This is a genomic window from Flavobacterium sp. AK-345, assembly GCF_058310175.1.
Genome location: NZ_JBZEER010000003.1, coordinates 276,443 through 296,545 on the forward strand (window position 1 = coordinate 276,443; position 20,103 = coordinate 296,545).

Sequence of the window (20,103 nt, forward strand, 5' to 3'; positions counted from 1 at the left end):
CGGAGCGTTTTCATAACAAATTAATTTTCTAAGAAATTAAGATTTTACTAATTTATCTTTTTTCATTTTAGATGAAGTACCTTTTACAACATTACCTTTACTTTGCAAATCATCCAAAACATTTAATGCTTCTTCTACATAAACATCTTTTGATAATGCCTGGTGCCAGGCTTCTCTCTTTTCTTTTAAAGTTGCATCGTTTTTAATTTCAAGCTCTTCATAAGGCAGTGATTTAAAAACCAAATTGTTTTTGTATTCTGAAATTGGTTTATATTTTTTACCCTCGTTTTCAACTTGTTCTTGCGTAGCTTTAAAACTGTTGATATTTAAACTATAAGTGTTCTCTTTGTTTTTAACATCAATCCATTTTGCATTATCTTCAATTAATTTAAATTGAGGACTTTGAGCAATTCTAGTTGTACTATTCGCAATTGCCTGATTAAATTTTTGGTTTTCTGTCCATGTATTATAATCAGCCTGATCAATTTTATCCCAAGGCATTGCATTATCAATATCGCGTTCTCCCATTTTTAAATACGCATAACGATCTGGCATAACAACATCACTATGAACACCTTCTAATTGAGTTGAACCTCCATTAATTCTGTAGAATTTTTGTCCTGTAATTTTCAGTGCACCCAAATCTCCATAACTTGCATTACGAACAAACTGATTTAAATCAAGAACGTTTTGTACCGTACCTTTTCCGTAAGTTTGTTTACTTCCAATGATAATACCACGCTTGTAATCCTGAATTGCAGCAGCCAAAATTTCTGAAGCCGAAGCTGAGAAACTGTTAACCATAATTACCAACGGTCCGTCCCACTCTATCTTTTTATCTTTATCGTATAAAACTTCTTTCTTTTTTCCAGCAGATTTTACCTGAACAATTGGTCCTTCTTCAATAAATAAACCTGCAATATCTACAACTGTAGACAAAGATCCACCACCATCATCACGAACATCAAGTACGATTCCGTTAATATCTTCTTTCTTCAATCTCTCTACTTCAAGAGCGATATCTTTTCCTGCATCGCGACCATCTTTATTTTCAAAGTCGATATAAAATTTAGGTAAATAAATCACCCCATATTTCAATCCATTCTTTTCTACAATACTTGATTTTGCGTATGTTTCTTCGATTTCAACAACATCTCTTATAATAGAAATAACTTTGATACTTCCGTCAACTTTTTTAACGGTAAGTTTTACTTCAGTTCCTTTGTGTCCTTTAATTTTTTTCACAACATCATCCAAACGCATTCCCACAACATCTACAGGCTCTTCGTTTCCTTGTGCTACTTTCAAAATTAAATCTCCCGCTTCAAGTTGTTTTCCTTTCCATGCCGGACCTCCTGAAATTAATTCATCGATTTGAGTAAAATCATTTTTCTTGGTTAATCTTGCACCAATTCCTTCTAATTTTCCACTGATATTCACATCAAAACGATCTTTTTCCTCTGGTGCAAAATAACTTGTATGAGGGTCAAAACGTGTCATAATAGAATTTACGTACACAGAAAACCAATCTTCTTTATTTAAATCTTTAATAAGACTAAAGTTATCGTCTAATGATTTTAGTGAACTTTCACGCGTTTCTTTTTCTAAAGCTTCAAACGATTTTACTTTATAAGCAGGATCTGTTTTTTTCTTATCTTCTTCTAACTTTTGTTTTGTAACAAGTGATGAAAGTGTAGATAATTTAATTTGCTTTCTCCATCTTTCATTAATTTCTGTTAGATTTTTGGCATAAGGCAGCGTCTCATAATCTGCATTAAAAGTCTCATCAACATTATAATTAAAAGGTTGAGCCAAAATAGTTTTATAGCGTTTTTTGCTTTCTTCCATACGTTTCATCAATCTTGTATATGTAAGATTGAAAAAGGTAAGATCCTTGTTTAAAAACTGATCGTCAAGCATCAATTCATATTGCTTAAATTCATCAATATCAGACTGCAAAAAGAATCTTTTTGAGGGGTCAAGCGCATCAATATAATCCTTGAAAATTCCTTTAGAAAACTCATCATTTATTTCAGCAGGACTGTAATGTCCTTTTTCAATAACAAAAGCAAGTAATTCTAAAAGCGTTTTATCTCTGTTTGGATCCGGATCATCTTGCTTATCTGCATTAATTTTAAAAGCAAATAAGGTTAAAGACAAGCATAATACGGCTATAAGTATTTTATAATTTCTTTTCATAAACATAATAATAGCATTCATCAAATTTTTTAATCTAAGTTACGGTAAAAACTGTGCCAACAAAGCCAAGCTCACTATAATTTTTTGTTAAAGATATAAAAATGTTTGAAGTACCAAAGCCATCTTTACTTTAGTTGACAAATTTTATTTTAATTGTTACTTTTCTACAAAATCTGTCACTACATTTGTTATATAATGCAGCATTTTTAGCTGTATAACAACACTTATTTAAATTATGAAACAAGAAAAGCCCCTTATATTAGTTACCAATGATGACGGAATTCTGGCTCCCGGTATCAGAGCTTTAATAAGTGTTATGGAAACTATTGGCGAGGTAATAGTTGTAGCGCCAGACAAGCCACAAAGCGCCATGGGACATGCCATTACTATCAATAATACTCTTTATCTTGATAAAATTTCGAAAGAAGGCGACGAAATTGCTGAATATAGCTGCTCCGGAACTCCCGTTGATTGCGTCAAGCTGGCAGTAAATGAAATCATGAAAAGAAAACCTGATTTGTGTGTTTCAGGAATTAACCACGGATCAAATTCTTCTATAAATGTTATTTATTCCGGAACTATGAGTGCCGCGGTTGAAGCAGGAATTGAGGGGATCCCGGCAATTGGTTTCTCTTTATTAGATTTTGACTGGAATGCCGATTTTGAACCTGTAAAATCTTTTGTCAAAAGAATTACTCTGGAAACAATTGCGAACGGACTACCAAAAGGTGTAGTTTTAAATGTCAATTTTCCGAAATTAAAAGAAAATGAAATTATGGGAGTAAAAATTTGTCGTCAGGCGAAAGCTTACTATGCTCAGAAATTCGACAAGCGCCAAACACCTTTTGGCAAAGATTATTACTGGCTAACGGGCAAGTTTACAAACGAAGATCAAGGAGAAGATACTGATGAATGGGCTCTGGAAAACGGTTATATTTCAGTAGTTCCCGTTCAATTTGATTTAACGGCACATCACACTATGCAACAACTTAATACATGGAATTTAAATGAATAAAAAGGATATTATTATTGGTTTCTTAATTGGAATTTTTGTTGCCTTACTGGGAAGTTTTTTGTTTATAAAAATCTTTACTGATTTTGAAATTTCAACCGGAATTAAGACAATAAAACAATATGGCTATTTGGGAAAGGTGATTGCTTTAGGAGCTACTTTAAATTTAGTGGTTTTTACAATTCTTTTAAAAATCAATAAAGAATTTATGGCAAGAGGAGTCATTTTTGCTGTAATTGTTTTGGCGATTTCTACTTTGTTTATTTAAATTCTATCTTTGCATTGCAAAATTTTGTTGTGTTTTTAAAATAAAACACATCTCAAAAATACTTTTATGAAATACTACATAATAGCTGGCGAAGCCTCTGGAGATTTACACGGTTCAAATTTAATGAAGGCATTATATGAGGAAGATCCTCAGGCTGAAATTAGATTCTGGGGAGGTGATTTAATGCAAAAAGCCGGAGGAACTCTGGTAAAACATTATCGTGAACTGGCCTTTATGGGTTTTGTTGAAGTTATTTTTAACTTAAAAACCATTTTTAGCAATATTGCTTTTTGCAAAAAAGATATTACGTATTTCCAGCCAGATGTCATTATTTTTATAGATTATCCTGGTTTTAATATGCGTATTGCAAAATGGGCAAAAGCATTAAATTACAAAACGCACTACTATATTTCTCCTCAAATTTGGGCCTGGAAAGAAAACAGAATCAAAGCCATCAAACAGGATGTCGACAAGATGTTTGTGATTTTACCTTTCGAAAAAAGTTTTTATGAAGACAAACATCATTTCCCGGTAGATTTTGTTGGTCATCCTTTAATTGATGCTATTCAAAATCAGCCGCCTTTTGATGAAGTTATTTTTAGAAAAGAAAATCAATTGAGTGAAAAGCCGATTATTGCTGTTTTGCCCGGAAGCCGCAAGCAGGAAATCACCAAAATGCTAAGTTTGATGTTAAGTGTTGTTGATGATTTTCAGGATTATCAATTTGTAATTGCCGGCGCACCAAGTCAGGATTATGAATTTTACCAGCAATTTATTACCAATAAAAACATCAAATTTATTTCTAATAAAACTTATGATTTGCTGCGTTCTTCAACAGCTGCATTGGTAACATCCGGAACAGCAACTTTAGAAACTGCCCTTTTTAAAGTACCCGAAGTGGTTTGTTATAAAGGAAGCTGGGCTTCTTACCAAATTGCAAAACGCATTATTACCTTAAAATACATTTCGCTTGTTAATTTAATTATGGATCAGGAAGTTGTAACAGAATTGATTCAGAACGAATGCAATCCAAAACGTATTAAAGAAGAGTTACAAAAATTACTAAACCCAAATTATCGTCAAAATCTGCTGAAAAATTATGATATTCTGGAGCAAAAACTAGGCGGAATTGGCGCAAGTAAAAAAACTGCAAAACTTATTGTTGCCGATTTAAAATCTTAACCTTTTTATTTTGAAAAAAATACTCGTTTTATCTTTGTTGTCTTTGATGTTTATTTCGTGTAAATCGACATCACCTACAGTAAACAAAACTGAATCAAAACGAGAAAATAAATATATTGTAAATAATTTAATCGAAACTGCAACAGACAATATTGGCGTACGCTATAAAGCCGGAGGAACAACCAAAAATGGTTTTGATTGCTCTGGCTTGGTTTTCACCACTTTTGATTCTCAGAACATTAAACTACCAAGAAGCTCGTATGAGCAATCTAAAATTGGAAAAATAATTAGATTGAATGATGCACAAAAAGGTGATTTAATTTTTTTCAAAACCAATAAAAGCAGCCAAATAAATCATGTTGGCTTGATTACCGAAGTCCATTCTGATGAAATAAAATTTGTGCATTCTTCAACCTCAAAAGGTGTAATAATTTCATCAACCAAAGAAGCTTATTATCAAAAATCTTTTACACAGATTAATCGAATTATCGATTAATATTATGCGATAAAAAAATATTATTTTTCTTACAAATTTTTAATACTTTTAGATCATGAAAGTATTAGATTTTCCTTTGGTTAAAATTACCATCAGCTTTATTTTAGGGATTTTGGTTTGCTATTTTTGGCAACCTTCAATTGCAATAGCTACAATAGCTCTTAGTATCGGCATATCTTTAATTTCAATCTTATATTTCCTCTCAAAAAAGAGCAAAAAAGCAAATACTCTTTTTGGAATAAGCATTACTTACCTTTCATTTTGTGTTGGAATTACGACTCTCCTGATCAATACCGATTCTCTTCAGCAATCTAATTATACACATTATGAAAAAGCTTTTAAAGGTGAGCATTATATAACTCTGACACTTCGAGAAAAAATCAAAAGCAATGATTATAGTGATCGATATATTGCGATTGTAAGCAGCATTAACCAAAAAAATTATTCGGGGAGGATTATTATTAACGTACAAAAAGACAGTTTGCCAAATCTTCTTATAATTGGAAACAAAATAAAGGTAAAAACAATTTTACACCACAATAGTCCATCCAAAAATCCAAATCAGTTTGATTATAGTAAGTATTTGGCTAACAAGCAAATTTACGCACAAATCTATACATCAAAAACAGCGATTAACATTAACAAAAAAATCAAAAAAGATATTTGGTTTTATGCTTCACGATTAAACACAAGAATAATTCGTAATCTTGAAAAAGCAAATTTCAATAAAGTCGAAATGGATGTTGCAATGGCATTAATTTTAGGACAGCAACAAGAAATTTCAGCCGATATTATTAAGGATTATCAATATTCAGGAGCTACACATGCTTTATCAGTTTCAGGGCTACATGTAGGCTTTATAATGATATTCATTCTATTTATTTTAAAACCAATTCCCAACACAAAAAAAGGTTCTTTTACAAAACTAGTTGTCATTATAATTTCACTCGCACTTTTTGGTATTGTATCAGGACTTTCACCTCCCGTTTTACGTTCAGTTGTTATGTTTTCTTTTATTGCCATTGGCAATCATTTACATAGAAGTACGAATACCTATCATACTTTACTTGTTTCCGTTTTATTGATTTTACTTTTTGAACCTTATTTCCTATTTGATGTTGGGTTCCAGTTAAGTTACATTGCATTATTTTCTATTGTATGGATTCAGCCTTTATTCAAAAATATATGGACTCCTAAAAATAAAATCATCAATTATCTTTGGGAAGCCTTAACCGTTTCATTCGCAGCACAAATAGGCACTTTCCCTATTTGCTTGTATTATTTTCATCAGTTTCCGGGGCTTTTCTTTGTGACCAACATTCTCATTTTACCTGTTTTATCCTTTATAATGATTGCAGGAATTATTGTTATGGTGATTTCTGTATTTCAAAGTTGTCCATTATTTATTGTTCAAATTTTCGAAAAAAGCATCTATTTCTTAAATCTTATCATTCATTATGTAGCATCTTTTGATTCTTTTGTAATTAGAAATATCTGTTTCAATTCTTATTATCTGCTTACATTTTCCTTAGTAACTATAACAGTGATAATATGGTTCAAAAAACCAAGTTTCGGTAAATTAATTGCGTTTCTTTTTACTTTTATTTTACTGCAAATTTCATTTGTTTACACTAAAAAAGAAACCGAAAACCAAAGAGAATTAATTGTTTTTAATACAGCAAAAAAAACAATTATTACAAAAAGAACCGGACAAAATGTTTCTATTTTTACAAATGACAGCCTTCTAAAAAAAGAAACAAAAAATAACATTACCGATCCTTATTTAGTTGGAAATTTTGCCTGTTTAAAAGAAATAAAAAACGTTAGGAATCTTTTGTTTTTTAATGGCAAAAAGATCCTTTTAATAGATAGTACCGGTATTTATGAAGATAAAATTCAACCGGATATCATTATTTTAACACAATCACCCAAAATAAATTTGGATCGTATTTTACAAAAATTAAAACCAAAAGTCGTAGTGGCAGATGCAACAAATTCAAATTCCATACAAAAATACTGGAGAACAAGTTGTCTGATAAAAAATATCCCTTTTCACGCAACACGCGAAAAGGGATACTATACTTTGAATTAAAATTCTTGCTATTCCTCGGGATTCAAAATCAAATTAGATTCGGCAATCCATGCTTTTACACCTCCTGAATTGTAACCAATTTTTCCTAAGGAATTAAAGTTGGTTTTTCCTGTTCTCATCGCTGCGGTTGCAAAACAAGCTTGGGGTAACTCGTCTATACCGAAGGCATTTTTTAAGGAAACATTTTGGTCTCTTACACTCTGAGATGCTGAAGCATCAGACAAATCAAGTTTTACTAAAACAACATTTTTATTCGACCAATTTAGAAAATCAGGCGTGTTAAAAATTTCATTTTGAATTTTTTCCGGTGCATTTGAGGCGGTAAAAAAAATCAATAATGGTTTTCTTTGTTCATTACTTATTGCAATCGCATCTGTCAGATTTGTACTCCAGACAAGGCCTTGTGATCGCATAAAAAACGAACCTAAAAAAAACAGTAGGATAAGTAATTTTTGGGTCATAAAAAATAAGGTTTGGTTATAATAATTGAACCAATTTAACATAAATACGCTAAAAAACAATCCTGACGGAGTTAAAAAGCTAACGAAGTCTTAATAAAAAGGAAATCACTAATAAATTGATAAAAAAATAGCAATTTGAAAAAAAACCGAGCTTTAAATAGCAAATGTCGTTACACTAAATTGCCGGAACAGGCAAAAAAATATCCCTTTTCACCTGTCGTGAAAAGGGATTACTACAAAATTAAATTTAGAAAGTAATTAAAAAGTTTTATTATTCGCTTTCACTGGGATGCAAAATCGAATTTGACTCAGAAATCCAGGATTTTGCACCGCCGGGTTTGTAGGCAAGTTTTCCTAACGCACTAAAAGTCGTTTTGTTTTTTCTAACAGAAGCACTTGCAAAACAAACTTCGGGTAATTCAACAACACCAAAAGCATTTTTAAGTCTTACGTTTTGTTCTTTATCGCTATCAGAAGCATTAATATCGGATAAATCCAATTTAACAAGAATAACATTATCACGAGACCATACCGCAAAATCAGGCGTCTTGAAGATTTCATTTTGAAGATTATCCGGCACACCAGAGGCAGTAAACAAAATCAGCATTGGTTTATTTTGCTCATTGCTTATAGCGATAGCATCAGTCATGTTTGTTCTCCAGACTAAATTTTGAGAATGTAACATAAATGATCCAAAAAAAACGAGTAGGATAAGTAATTTTTTAGTCATAGTAATAGGTTTGGTTAGATTAGCATGACGAAATTAACATAATATTTTAATTTTACAAGTTTTATTAATACAAAAAATACACTATATGTTTTTTTAATACCAATAAAATAATAAAATAATAATTTCCAAAAATGCAAATCAAAACTTTTCCTACTAAACAAAAAAAACTCCCTACATTACTGTAGGGAGTTTTTTAAAATTATTTATTGAATAAAATTTTCGCTTAAGATTTTTTCGGATGTACAATTCCTTCCGCAACTGCCAGCCAGGCTGATGGTCCACCTGCAACATATCCGGTCTGTCCAAGTCCTTTAAAATTTACTTTACCATCCTTAGCTTCTGCGCTGGTAAAATAAATAGTCGGAAACCCCTGTATACCAAAAGCTTGCTGCAACTCATTATTCTGATTTTTTATTTCAGGAGTTTGCGGAGTTCTTCGTGGGTAATCCAACTCTACTAAAACAACATTGTCTTTTGCCCATTTCTGAAATTCAGTTGTTTTTAAAACCTCATTTTGCAAACGGATACACCATCCGCACCAATCGCTTCCTGTAAAAAACATTAGCATTGGTTTATTCTCCTTATTGCTTACAGTAATGGCTTCTTTTACATCTGTATACCATTTTAACTCTTGAGCTTGAGAAGTAAATGCTCCTAATACAAAAAAGGCAACTAAAAATATTTTTTTCATGGTCGGCGTTTTAATTTTTTACAAATTTAAACAAAAAAAGAATCGGTAAATGTCGTCTATTTTACTTCTTGCATTAATTTTTTAATTAAAGGCGTTGTTACAATTAAAACAACACCTGCAACAAGTGCATATATAGCCAATTGATAATACCCATCTGTATAAGCAATAAGTTTAGACATTAAAGTCGTTCCTGTATTAGCATTTGACATTTCTGAACCTAGTTTTCCGGCTGCAAATTGCCCGAATGCGCTTGATAAAAACCAAAGCCCCATCATCATACCAAACAATCTTTTTGGCGATAATTTGGTAATTACAGACATTCCGATTGGTCCTATACAAAGTTCTCCAAGTGTATAAACCAAATATCCTAACGCAAATAAGTCTAAAGAACTTAGCCCATTTGCATCAACAAAAAATCTGGCACTATAAAATATAAAGAAACCAACAGCTAGTAGTATAAACGAAAATCCAAATTTAATAACTGTATTCGGCTCAATTTTTCTTTTGTATAAAAAGATCCACAATAATCCCACTAATGGGCTAAAGATAATAACGTATAATGAGTTGATACTGTTATTGACTACGTTTGGATCAATATTAAACCACAATAGTTTGCTTGATAAATTATCTTTAGCAAAAAGAGACAATGAACCTCCTGACTGCTCAGAAATAGCCATGAACATAAAATATCCGAAGATAAAAATGAAAGCGGCCAATAATTTGTATTGTTGTTTTCTGTCTTTTATTTGAAACAATTCATATAAGAAATACAATAGTGCGGCAATTCCAATCGTATACATAAAATATTCTGTAAAATCAGAATTGATAACCATTATGTAAACTAACGGAATCACTACAATAGAACCTACATAAACTGCAATTTCATAAAGATTACGTTTTTTTGGAGTATGATTTTCAAGAGGAGAATTTCCAATTGGCGCCAAATGCTTTTTCGTTAAAAGAAAAGTAATTACTCCAATAATCATTACAATTGCTGCAGATAAGAAACATAGACTCCATGAATAGTTTTTTCCTAAATAAATAGGAATCGCACCACCCAACATTCCACCGATATTAATACCTGCATAGAACATTCCATAACCTGCATCTCTTCGCCCATCACTTTCATGATATAACTCACCAACCATTGAAGATACATTTGGCTTAAAAAAACCGGTACCAATAATAGACAAAGTAATTCCGTAGTAAAAGAAATCATGCGGAGAAGCCGCTATTAGCAAATTCCCCAAAATCATTACGATTCCACCAAAAAGCAATGATTTTTTAAAACCTAAAATTTTATCAGCAAAAATTCCTCCAATAAAAGTAAAAGCATAAACAAAAGCCTGAATAGCTCCGTATTGAAGATTTGCTTTTCCTTCAAGCAAACCTAACTGGTCTACCATAAAAAAAGCTAAAACCCCTCTCATTCCATAGAAGCAAAAACGCTCCCACATTTCAACCAAAAACAAATACCATAATTGCTTTGGATATTTGCCTTTAAAATCCTGTATCTGTTCTAATGTAATTGTATTGTTTTCCATCTTATCTAACTCCATGCATCATTTTTTTCAAGAAAGGAGTCAAAGCAAACAAAATTATTGCCGCAAGTCCTGTAAGAACAACAAATACCATGAAAAACTCGTATAAATTATGGATTTCAAATCCTGCAAAAAAGTGATTATGAGCACTGATTTGGTGTTGATCCAACAAGGCTAACTGCTCTGCAGTTGGTGTAATTTTATTATCTAAAACCGCCTGAAGATCAATTCCTAATTCTTTTGCCTTTGCAAATTTATCTCCGGTTGCAGGTAAGATAGAACCTAAAGTCCCTCCTAAAGCATAACCAGACGCATTCGACAAAAAGAATACTCCGTATAATAATGATGCAAAACGTTTTGGAGATAACTTACCTACCAATGATAAACCAATTGGTGATAAGCACAACTCAGCACATGTATTTAAGAAATACAATAAGATAAGCCATTTTACTAATAACAGTCCTGAAGTTCCGATATAAGAAACCTGAGTGGCAATCATAAAGAAACTAATACAGATTATCACTAGTCCGGCAGCTAACTTTACAGGAGAAATAGGTTCTTTTTGATTTGCTCTCAAAGTATCCCATAAAATACTGAAAGGAACAGCCATAACAACCACAAATAATCCGTTGAAAATCTGAACCATTGATGGAGGCATTAGATAGCCAAAGAAATGTCTGTCTGTTTGATTGTCTGCAATAAAAGTTAAAGATGAACCAGCTTGTTCAAAAGCGGCCCAGAAGAAAATAATAAAGAACGAGACAATGTAAATTACAATAATTCTGTCTCTTTCAATTTTTGTTAAAGACGTATCCGAAATAATTAATCCGGCCAAAGCCAAACCACTTGAATAAATCAAAGTATAAATTAAATTTTGACCTACAACATAATGAAAAAAGAAACCTAAAGCGATAAATGCAATTCCCGCAATAGCTAAAGCTTTATTAGAAAAATTTGCTTTTTGTGCTTCTCCTTCTTCAAAATCTTCTGCAACATTTTTAGATGGTAAACCTCCTAATGGTCTTCCTTCAGGAGAAACCACATATTTGTTTTTTAAGAAGTAAAAAAGAACAGTTCCGATAAGCATCGCGCCAGAAGCTGCCATGAAACCCCATCTAAAAGCGTGAATATCTCTAATCCCTCCAGAATCTTTAACATCTCCCAATAAAGGACAAATTGACTGCCCTAAGAAAGCACCGATATTAATACCCATGTAAAAAATAGTAAAGGCAGTATCCAGTTTTGTTTTTTCCTGTTTTGGATACAAACTTCCCACCATACTCGAGATATTTGGTTTGAAGAATCCATTACCAAAAACAATAACACCTAAAGCAGAATACATAATGATTTTAGCCAAAGGCAGGTTCGCCTCAAAAATACTTCCACTGGTAAATAATAACATCTGGCCAATTGCCATCAATAATCCACCTAAAAGAATACAATTTCTGTTACCTAAAAATCGATCTGCAACAAATCCACCTAACATTGGCGTCAGGTAACAAAGCCCAAGAAAACCTCCATAAATCAGCGAGGCTTCTTCTTCTTTCATTAATAATGAGTTTACAAGAAATAAAGTCAATAAAGCCCGCATTCCATAAAAATTGAACCGCTCCCACATCTCCGTCCCGAACAAAACCCACAGTCCCTTTGGATGCGCCGTTTTCACTTGAGTTTCTTCCATATTATTCACTATTTATTTAAGGTTAATAAAGTTGTACTATAAGTTTTCTTTGATAAAATTAGTCATTTTGTTGTAAAGCTGAATTCTCGTTTTACCGCCATAAATACCGTGGTTTTTATCTGGATATATCTGAGAATCAAATTGTTTATTAGCCTGAATCAACGCTTCCATCATTTGCATAGAATTTTGCACATGCACGTTATCATCACCAGAACCATGAATCAATAAAAATTTACCTTTTAATTTGTCAACGTGGTTTATTGGAGAGTTTTGATCATAACCACTTGCATTTTCCTGTGGAGTCTGCATGTATCTTTCTGTATAAACACTGTCATAAAATCTCCAGTTTGTTACCGGAGCAACAGCGATTGCCATTTTAAACACATCGTTTCCTTGAAAAATACAGTTTGAAGCCATAAAACCTCCATAGCTCCATCCGAAGATTCCAATTCTTGAAGCATCAACATAAGGATAAGCTCCAATTACTTTTGCAGCATCAATTTGATCTTCTACTTCGTATTTTCCTAATTCTTTCTGTGTTACTTTTTTGAAGTCAGCACCTTTAAAACCAGTACCTCTACCATCAACACAAGCTACAATATAACCTTGTTGAGTAAGAGATAAGAACCAGTAATCATCTGTATTGTTCCAGTCGTTATTTACTTGTTGAGATCCCGGACCAGAATATTGGTACATGAAAACCGGATATTTTTTTGAAGGATCAAAATCTTTTGGTTTTAAAATCCATGCATTAAGTTCGTTTCCTTTTGCTGTTTTTAAAACAAAAAATTCTTTAGCAGGAAGATTATATCCTTTCAATTTATCTGCAAGAGCCTGATTGTTTTCGATAACCTGAATTTCTTTTCCAGTTTTTGACTCATTCAAGGTATAAGTCGTTGGCACTAAATTGCTGGAAAAAGTTGTAATGAAATATTGGAAATTTGGACTGAAAGTAGCAGCACTTGTTCCAACTTTTGAAGTTAAACGTACTTTGTTTTTTCCGTCTAAACCAATTCTGTAAATATCTCTGTTGATTGAACCATTTTCTGTAGATTGATAGAAAATAGTTTTATTTTTTTCGTCGAAACCGTAGTAAGACACTACTTCCCAGTTTCCTTTTGTAACCTGATTTTTAAGTTTTCCGGTTTTATCATACACATAAATATGATTAAAACCGTCTTTTTCGCTTGTCCAGATAAAACTGTTGTCTTTTAAGAAAGTTAAGTTATCTGTCACATCAACATATGCTTTGTCTTTTTCATTTAAAACCACTTTTGCAGCAGCCGTAGTTCCATCTACAAATAATAAATCAAGATTATCCTGATGACGGTTTAAAACCTGAGCACATAATGTATTATTATCATTTGTCCATTGTAATCTTGCAATATAAAAATCTTTATAATTCCCTAAATCAACTTTTTTCGTTGCATTTGCAGCCGCATCATATATATGTAATGAAACTACAGAATTTTTTTCTCCGGCTTTAGGATATTTGAATGTTTCAACTGTTGGATACAAGTCTTTTTTGAAGATTGACATTGAAAATTCCGGAACGGCACTTTCGTCAAAACGAATATAAGCTAATTTTTTACTGTCTTTACTCCAGTCAAAAGCACGAACAAAAGCAAATTCCTCTTCATAAACCCAGTCCGTAATACCGTTGATCACTGCATTTTTCTTTCCATCTGTAGTAACCGCTGTTGATTTTTTTGAAGCTACATCATAAACATAAAGATTGTTTTCTTTAGCATAAGCGATTTTAGTTCCGTCAGGAGAAAAAGTTGGTTCCTGAACCTGAAAATCAAAAAGCTTCGTTAATGATTTAGAAGCAATATCATATAAAAAATAATCTGCCGTAAAAGAGTGGCGGAAAATTTGATTCGTGTTACAAGCAATTAAAATCTTTTTTTCTGATGCATCAAAAGTATAACTGTCAATTCCGTCTGCTAATTCCTTATGGTTTTTGGTATCAATTAAATTAGATACTTTTTTAAGCGTTGCAAAATCGTATAAATCAATTTGCATACTTCTGCTGGCGTTGTCAACATTCAATACAGTATATTGGTCTGTATTTTTCAAAGATTGCAATTCATCCATTCCTTTGGCACGAAATGCTCCACCATAAATATTCTCAACAGTAATTTTTTGTTGCCCAAAAACGGTAGCAACTAAAAACAAAAGTATAACAGTAATTTTACTTGTATTCATTTGAATTAATTTAAATATAAAAAAGAGCCCAATTTTAGTGAAAAAAATAAACATAATACACATTTTAAGTGTTAAATGTTAAAAAAAATAACGATTGCGTATTTTTCAATTTTAAATAGATTATAAACAAAACTCTTAAATTGGTATCTTTGCCGCAACATTATTATTTAAAATACTGAAAATGAACAATGCTGTTGCCGGATTTTCGAAATTATCCAAAAAAGAAAAAATAAACTGGATCGCCAATGAATACTTTTCTACTCCCGAAGAAGCGCTTAATATAATAAGAAATTACTGGAATTCAGATGAAAAGCTTCAACAGCTACATGATGAATTCATAGAAAACACGATTACTAATTTTTATATTCCGCTTGGGGTTGCGCCCAATTTTTTAATCAACGGAAAATACAAAACCATTCCAATGGCAATTGAAGAAAGTTCAGTTGTGGCTGCTGCTTCAAAATCAGCAAAATATTGGGCAACTCGCGGTGGTTTTAAAGCAACAGTTATTAACACCGAAAAAATTGGCCAGGTTCATTTTACTTTTAATGGAGATGCCGAAAAACTACAATCTTTCTTTGACCAAATAAAACCTAAGTTTTTCTCAGAAACGCAAAGCATTACCAAAAACATGCAACAGCGTGGCGGTGGAATTTTAGATATTAAATTAAAAGACAAAAGAAGTTTACTAGAAAATTATTTTCAGCTTCATGCTACTTTTGAAACCAAAGACAGCATGGGCGCAAATTTCATTAACTCTTGTTTAGAACAATTTGCAACGACTTTAAAAGAGGAGTTTCAAAATTCTGATTTGTTTTTAGAAGAAGAAGCGATCAACGTAATTATGAGCATTTTATCTAATTATGTTCCGAATTGTCTTGTTCGCGCAGAAGTTTCCTGCCCAATTGAAGATTTAACCGAAAAACAAATTACAAATCCACAGGATTTTGCAGAACGCTTTGTTCAGGCAGTACAAATTGCCGAAGTTGAGCCCTTTAGAGCCGTAACACACAACAAAGGGATCATGAATGGTGTTGATGCTGTAATTTTGGCAACAGGAAACGATTTTAGAGCTGTAGAAGCCGGCGTACACGCTTATGCATCACGTAATGGTCAATATGCCAGTTTATCACATGCTAAAATCGAAAACGGAATATTTACTTTTTGGTTGGAAATTCCACTTGCTTTAGGAACCGTTGGCGGATTAACTTCGTTACATCCTTTAGTAAAATTATGTCTTGAAATGCTCGAAAAACCTTCTGCAGAAGAATTAATGCAAATTGTTGCCGTTGCAGGTTTGGCGCAAAACTTCGCCGCTTTACGTTCTTTAACTACAACCGGAATTCAGGAAGGGCACATGAAAATGCATTTAAACAACATCATTAACCAATTTGAAGCCAACGAAGAAGAACGCCATTTAATTAAAGCTCATTTCAAAAAGAATACCGTTTCGCATAGTGCGGTAGTTGAATTTATTGAGAATATAAGAAAATAATCAGATTGAAAAATTCCAAATATTAAAATTTAAATAAATTCCAAATTCCAACCCCTACAATAATTGGAATTTTAAAAGATTGGAATTTCCTTGAAAAAATTATAGAATGAAAACAACCTTTTACAGTAATGGAAAACTTTTAATTTCCGGAGAATATCTTGTTTTAGACGGCGCTAATGCTTTTGCATTACCCACAAAATTTGGCCAGGATTTAATTATCGAAGAAGGAACTGACCAGAAGATAGAATGGAAAAGTTATGACTATGATGATCATCTTTGGTTTGAAGATGTTATTTCGTTTTCTGAAATTATAAACAAAACCAATCCGGAATCAGAAACTGTAAAAACAACTTTAATCAATATTCTGCACGAAGCTTATGTGTTAAATCCTGATTTTATTAATAATTCTAACGGATTTAAGGCAAGTACGCATCTTACATTTCCCAGAAAATGGGGATTGGGCACCTCTTCTACCTTAATAAATAATATTGCGCAATGGGCCAAAATAAATGCGTTTACTTTACTTAATAACAGTTTCGGAGGCAGCGGTTATGATATTGCCTGCGCACAAAATAATACTCCTATTTTATATCAAGTTGAAAATAATGCTGTGAAACCAATAGTTTTTAATCCAGATTTTAAAGAAAACATTTACTTCGTTTATTTGAATAAAAAACAGAATAGCAAATCAGCAATAAAAGCATACTATAATAACAGGAACGAACATTTAGCAGAGAATGTTGCTAAAAACAATAAAATCACAGACGCTATTTTAAATGCCAAGACTCTAAAAGAATTTGCGCTAGCAGTAGAAAAACATGAAATTCATTTAAGTAATATCCTGGAAACAAGAACAATCAAAGAAATAGCTTTTTCTGATTTTAATGGCGTAATAAAAAGTCTTGGGGCTTGGGGCGGCGATTTTGTAATGGTAATTTCTAAAGAAGATCCAAAAGCTTATTTTACTACGAAAGGATACGAAACTATTTTGACTTATGATGAAATGATTTTACAAGTGTAAATTATCTCTCTGCAATTTATTAATTTACTTTCTTGTTCCTAACTTGTTTAGAGGTTTCAAGTCGGCGTACTTTTTGGTTTTCTTGTTCGTTAGATTCTATAAGAGTATTATGCAGGCGTTCTGCCATTTTTTCTATACTATTTGTAATAGAATCATAAACTAGTTCCATTCTGCGATGTTTCTCTTCTTTTACCGCTTTTAAAACATCTTCTACAAAAAACTTATCGTATTTTTCAGCAACAGAATCACGAGTATTAGTAAGTCTGATAACATAATCGTTACTCAATATCGTAACCTTGAAATGTTGTTCTTCATTACTTAAATAATACTTTCCTCCCAATTCATCAACATTGATGTCAGTACTGCTTACCTTCAAAAGCTCGGTAATTATCCCAAAAATATGATTCTCAATTTTGGTGTATACTTTAGCTTTTCTTCTAAACAAAAACTTAAACATAACAAAAATTAAATGCCTGATTATTAAAGTACTTACTCATTCTTGTTTTGGAATTTTAGTTGGTATTTTGTGTTGAAAATTTCGACAAATAAACTGCAATATTTTGAATATCACAAATTTTTTAAATTATATTTCGATTATTCCTATAGAACTATCAAAAATAGACATGTAATTATTACAAAATTATTCTGAATTTGTCTAAATAAACGGGGACAAAAAAGCATTTAATTGCTAATTAAAGCAATTTATAAATTACAGTTCTTGTTCGGAATGATATACGAGAAATTGCTCGTTTTAGTTTTAAAAATTTGACTAAAAATTACTTTAAAAACCTTAAACGCATAAAAAAACCCGAAACATTCAAATGAACATTTCGGGTTTTATATTTTTTTTATTTACTTACTATAGACTAGTAATTAAATTGCAATCTGTTATCTTCAATTTTAGCATTGTTTTTTAACGCTGGTAAAATTCTGCTTGCATCAGATGCAGTTTGAGTTTTTATTTTTGCAACATATTCTGCATGGTTAGCAATTGCAGGAGCTTTTACTGTACTAATGTTTTTTACAACATACACCCCAGTATTTCCTTCAATTGGAGCAGAAACTTTATTTGCTCCTAAAGCAAATGCAGTTCCAACAACTTTAGGCTCTTGCCCAACTCCACCAGGTAAAACAGGATTATCCAAAGTTACATCAGCAGCTTGTTGAACAGCAACTCCGGCACTTTTAGCAATAGCTTCAAGATTTGAACCTGTCATTTTAGCTTTAAGCATCTCTGCTTTTTTCTTGTTTTTCAAGATTGGCTCAACATAAGGTCTTGCAACAGTTACAGATACTAAACCTGATTTGTTTTCGCTTTTGTATTGTGCGATTACGTGACCAATATTAGCTAATTCAAAACGTTTTACATCCCCGATTTTTGTTTCCTTGTCAAATGCCCATCTTACAATGTTACGTTGGTTTCCTAAAGGACCAAACGCTTCATCCATAGCTTTTGCAGTTACAGGAGCAGCAACTTTTAAACCTAAAGCTTTTGCCGTTGCGTTAAAATCTTTATCAGCAGCGTCCATTTCGAATTTAGTTGCCAATGTAAATACTTTATCAGAAGTAGCTTCAGAAGGCTCAATTTTTTGAGCAATTGTAGCTAAACGAATTCCGTCTTGTTTATCTGTAATTTTGATAATGTGAAATCCAAATTGAGTTTCAACTAAACCAACTTTTCCAATTCCATTATTGAATACAAAATCATTGAAAGGTTTTACCATTTGGTTTGGACCAAAATATCCTAAATCACCACCTTGTTGTGCAGATGAATCATCAGAACTTGTAAAAGCCAACATCATGAAACTATCAGGATTTGCCTGAACCTGAGCCAGGATTCCTTCAGCTTTAGCTTTAGCTTCTTCTTTTGTTCTTTTTTCTTTTGCGTTAGGAGTTTGAGATCCTTCGTAACCAATTAAAATATGACTTGCTTTTGCATTAACACCAGATTTAAATCCTAAAGATTTAGATATAGCATAATATCTTCCGTAAACATAAGGTCCGTAGATCGCTCCGGCAGGCAAGCTGAATAATTTATCAGCATCAACTGCAGGTAAATTATTTTTAGCTACATATGTAGAATCGTAAGGAACATCAGAATTTGCATTTACAAATTCGGCAATGTTTGTTGCGTTTCTAAAACCTGGCAAAGTATCGTTTTTACCTGTTTTTGCGTTATATTCTACTCTTCCGTTTAATAAAGCAGTAATTTTAGCTTTAATTTCAGCCTCATCTTCTTTTGAAGCTTTGTCTTCAACTAAAACATATTGAATTTCACGAGTTTCATCCGCTTTGAATTTTTTCTCGTTTTTCTTCATATAATCAACAATTTCATCATCAGAAATTTTTACATCACTATCTTTAATTGAAGAATATAATCCGGCAGCATAAGCAAAGTTTACTTTATTAGCTTCCATTTCATATTTCAATTTCCCTTCACTAGCAGTTGTGTAAAGACCTGATTTTACTAATGTATTGTAGATTTGGAATTTTGCGTTTAATTCAGCATCTTTTTCTTTTGCAGAAATATATTGTGCTGCTTCAGGATTTGTTTTAAAGTACTCTTTAAATTTAGCTACGTCAAAAGCGCCTGCTGCGTTTAAAAACATTGGATTTTTACCAATATTTGGGTCAGTTTTTAAAACTTCCAAAAGGTGTTTTTCTCCAACTCTCAATCCTAATTTGTCAAACTGAGATGACAATAAAGCGATTGAAACCTCTTGATCCCAAACTCTGTTTGCAGCTTCAGTGGAAGTAATTCCTTGCCCACTTTTTTCAACATTACTAACTTTAACTCTAAAGTCTTCAAATGAAATATCTTTTCCATCGATGCTTCCTACATCTTTTGAACTCTGACCGAAGCTTCCTCTTGTGAAAAGATCTTGTATTATAAATGCAAATAATGCAAGTGCAATAACTCCTATCAATAAAGCGGAACGCTGTCTAATTTTTGCTAAAACTGCCATTTTTATTATCGTTAATTTTATATTCAGTTTGCGAAAATACAATTATCTAGTTAATAACAA

16 protein-coding genes are annotated in these 20,103 nt (G+C 32.1%); 7 read left to right on the plus strand and 9 right to left on the minus strand.

Translation table 11 applies throughout. From position 1 onward, the window contains the following. Positions 1-36 precede the first annotated feature (36 nt). Positions 37-2,220, minus strand: coding sequence for a carboxy terminal-processing peptidase (locus tag AC4FQ3_RS08070; RefSeq protein WP_491181523.1), 2,184 nt, complete (start codon positions 2,218-2,220; stop codon positions 37-39). 214 nt (positions 2,221-2,434) lie between these two features. Between AC4FQ3_RS08070 and surE the strand changes: the two genes are divergently transcribed. The 5 genes from surE (at position 2,435) to AC4FQ3_RS08095 (ending at position 7,249) form a co-directional block, all read left to right on the plus strand. Beyond that, the gene (surE, locus tag AC4FQ3_RS08075) at positions 2,435-3,214 is read left to right on the plus strand and encodes a 5'/3'-nucleotidase SurE (protein WP_491181524.1); all 780 of its coding nucleotides are present in this window, start codon (positions 2,435-2,437) and stop codon (positions 3,212-3,214) included. Next, positions 3,207-3,479, plus strand: a complete 273-nt coding sequence (locus tag AC4FQ3_RS08080; protein ID WP_042566086.1) for a hypothetical protein — start codon at positions 3,207-3,209, stop codon at positions 3,477-3,479. Before surE ends, AC4FQ3_RS08080 begins: the two co-directional genes overlap by 8 nt. A 66-nt stretch (positions 3,480-3,545) precedes the next feature. After that, positions 3,546-4,661, plus strand: a complete 1,116-nt coding sequence (lpxB, locus tag AC4FQ3_RS08085) for a lipid-A-disaccharide synthase (protein WP_073394839.1) — start codon at positions 3,546-3,548, stop codon at positions 4,659-4,661. A 10-nt stretch (positions 4,662-4,671) separates the two neighbouring features. Beyond that, positions 4,672-5,157: a C40 family peptidase gene (locus AC4FQ3_RS08090; protein ID WP_491181525.1), complete on the plus strand. Its 486-nt coding sequence runs from the start codon at positions 4,672-4,674 to the stop codon at positions 5,155-5,157. A 55-nt stretch (positions 5,158-5,212) separates the two neighbouring features. After that, positions 5,213-7,249 carry a ComEC/Rec2 family competence protein gene (locus AC4FQ3_RS08095; RefSeq protein ID WP_491181526.1) on the plus strand — a complete coding sequence of 679 codons (2,037 nt, stop codon included), beginning with the start codon at positions 5,213-5,215 and terminating at the stop codon, positions 7,247-7,249. Positions 7,250-7,257: 8 nt separating this feature from the next. Here AC4FQ3_RS08095 and AC4FQ3_RS08100 read toward each other — a convergent pair whose 3' ends face one another. The 6 genes from AC4FQ3_RS08100 to AC4FQ3_RS08125 form a co-directional block, all read right to left on the minus strand. Beyond that, complete coding sequence (locus tag AC4FQ3_RS08100; RefSeq protein ID WP_491181527.1) at positions 7,258-7,710, minus strand: thioredoxin family protein; 453 nt, start codon at positions 7,708-7,710, stop codon at positions 7,258-7,260. A gap of 271 nt (positions 7,711-7,981) precedes the next feature. Further along, positions 7,982-8,440, minus strand: coding sequence for a thioredoxin domain-containing protein (locus AC4FQ3_RS08105; protein ID WP_042566082.1), 459 nt, complete (start codon positions 8,438-8,440; stop codon positions 7,982-7,984). A gap of 223 nt (positions 8,441-8,663) precedes the next feature. Next, on the minus strand, positions 8,664-9,131 hold the full coding sequence (locus tag AC4FQ3_RS08110) for a thioredoxin family protein (RefSeq protein WP_042566081.1): 468 nt from the start codon (positions 9,129-9,131) through the stop codon (positions 8,664-8,666). Positions 9,132-9,187: 56 nt separating this feature from the next. Then, positions 9,188-10,675: a peptide MFS transporter gene (locus AC4FQ3_RS08115; RefSeq protein WP_491181649.1), complete on the minus strand. Its 1,488-nt coding sequence runs from the start codon at positions 10,673-10,675 to the stop codon at positions 9,188-9,190. 1 nt (position 10,676) lies between these two features. Continuing rightward, positions 10,677-12,353, minus strand: a complete 1,677-nt coding sequence (locus AC4FQ3_RS08120) for a peptide MFS transporter (protein WP_491181528.1) — start codon at positions 12,351-12,353, stop codon at positions 10,677-10,679. 36 nt (positions 12,354-12,389) lie between these two features. Beyond that, a complete protein-coding gene (locus tag AC4FQ3_RS08125) occupies positions 12,390-14,561 on the minus strand; it encodes a S9 family peptidase (protein ID WP_491181529.1) in 2,172 nt (723 codons plus the stop codon). A gap of 181 nt (positions 14,562-14,742) precedes the next feature. Here AC4FQ3_RS08125 and AC4FQ3_RS08130 point away from each other — a divergent pair, with 181 nt between their 5' ends. Both AC4FQ3_RS08130 and AC4FQ3_RS08135 read left to right on the plus strand, forming a co-directional pair. Then, a complete protein-coding gene (locus AC4FQ3_RS08130) occupies positions 14,743-16,056 on the plus strand; it encodes a hydroxymethylglutaryl-CoA reductase, degradative (protein ID WP_491181530.1) in 1,314 nt (437 codons plus the stop codon). Between the two features lie 106 nt (positions 16,057-16,162). Continuing rightward, positions 16,163-17,077, plus strand: coding sequence for a GYDIA family GHMP kinase (locus AC4FQ3_RS08135; RefSeq protein ID WP_491181531.1), 915 nt, complete (start codon positions 16,163-16,165; stop codon positions 17,075-17,077). A 19-nt stretch (positions 17,078-17,096) separates the two neighbouring features. On the opposite strand, the gene AC4FQ3_RS08140 is transcribed toward AC4FQ3_RS08135, so the two are convergent. Both AC4FQ3_RS08140 and AC4FQ3_RS08145 read right to left on the minus strand, forming a co-directional pair. Beyond that, a complete protein-coding gene (locus AC4FQ3_RS08140) occupies positions 17,097-17,534 on the minus strand; it encodes a hypothetical protein (protein WP_042566077.1) in 438 nt (145 codons plus the stop codon). Between the two features lie 409 nt (positions 17,535-17,943). Then, on the minus strand, positions 17,944-20,043 hold the full coding sequence (locus AC4FQ3_RS08145) for a peptidylprolyl isomerase (protein WP_491181532.1): 2,100 nt from the start codon (positions 20,041-20,043) through the stop codon (positions 17,944-17,946). Between the last annotated feature and the right edge of the window lie 60 nt (positions 20,044-20,103).

What these genes read in the sequence shown, in the direction of transcription:
- AC4FQ3_RS08070 (WP_491181523.1), bottom strand. Translation starts at nt 2,220, where the DNA reads ATGAATGCTATTATTATGTTTATGAAAAGAAATTATAAAATACTTATA.
- surE (WP_491181524.1), top strand. Translation starts at nt 2,435, where the DNA reads ATGAAACAAGAAAAGCCCCTTATATTAGTTACCAATGATGACGGAATT.
- AC4FQ3_RS08080 (WP_042566086.1), top strand. Translation starts at nt 3,207, where the DNA reads ATGAATAAAAAGGATATTATTATTGGTTTCTTAATTGGAATTTTTGTT.
- lpxB (WP_073394839.1), top strand. Translation starts at nt 3,546, where the DNA reads ATGAAATACTACATAATAGCTGGCGAAGCCTCTGGAGATTTACACGGT.
- AC4FQ3_RS08095 (WP_491181526.1), top strand. Translation starts at nt 5,213, where the DNA reads ATGAAAGTATTAGATTTTCCTTTGGTTAAAATTACCATCAGCTTTATT.
- AC4FQ3_RS08100 (WP_491181527.1), bottom strand. Translation starts at nt 7,710, where the DNA reads ATGACCCAAAAATTACTTATCCTACTGTTTTTTTTAGGTTCGTTTTTT.
- AC4FQ3_RS08105 (WP_042566082.1), bottom strand. Translation starts at nt 8,440, where the DNA reads ATGACTAAAAAATTACTTATCCTACTCGTTTTTTTTGGATCATTTATG.
- AC4FQ3_RS08110 (WP_042566081.1), bottom strand. Translation starts at nt 9,131, where the DNA reads ATGAAAAAAATATTTTTAGTTGCCTTTTTTGTATTAGGAGCATTTACT.
- AC4FQ3_RS08115 (WP_491181649.1), bottom strand. Translation starts at nt 10,675, where the DNA reads ATGGAAAACAATACAATTACATTAGAACAGATACAGGATTTTAAAGGC.
- AC4FQ3_RS08120 (WP_491181528.1), bottom strand. Translation starts at nt 12,353, where the DNA reads ATGGAAGAAACTCAAGTGAAAACGGCGCATCCAAAGGGACTGTGGGTT.
- AC4FQ3_RS08125 (WP_491181529.1), bottom strand. Translation starts at nt 14,561, where the DNA reads ATGAATACAAGTAAAATTACTGTTATACTTTTGTTTTTAGTTGCTACC.
- AC4FQ3_RS08130 (WP_491181530.1), top strand. Translation starts at nt 14,743, where the DNA reads ATGAACAATGCTGTTGCCGGATTTTCGAAATTATCCAAAAAAGAAAAA.
- AC4FQ3_RS08135 (WP_491181531.1), top strand. Translation starts at nt 16,163, where the DNA reads ATGAAAACAACCTTTTACAGTAATGGAAAACTTTTAATTTCCGGAGAA.
- AC4FQ3_RS08140 (WP_042566077.1), bottom strand. Translation starts at nt 17,534, where the DNA reads ATGTTTAAGTTTTTGTTTAGAAGAAAAGCTAAAGTATACACCAAAATT.
- AC4FQ3_RS08145 (WP_491181532.1), bottom strand. Translation starts at nt 20,043, where the DNA reads ATGGCAGTTTTAGCAAAAATTAGACAGCGTTCCGCTTTATTGATAGGA.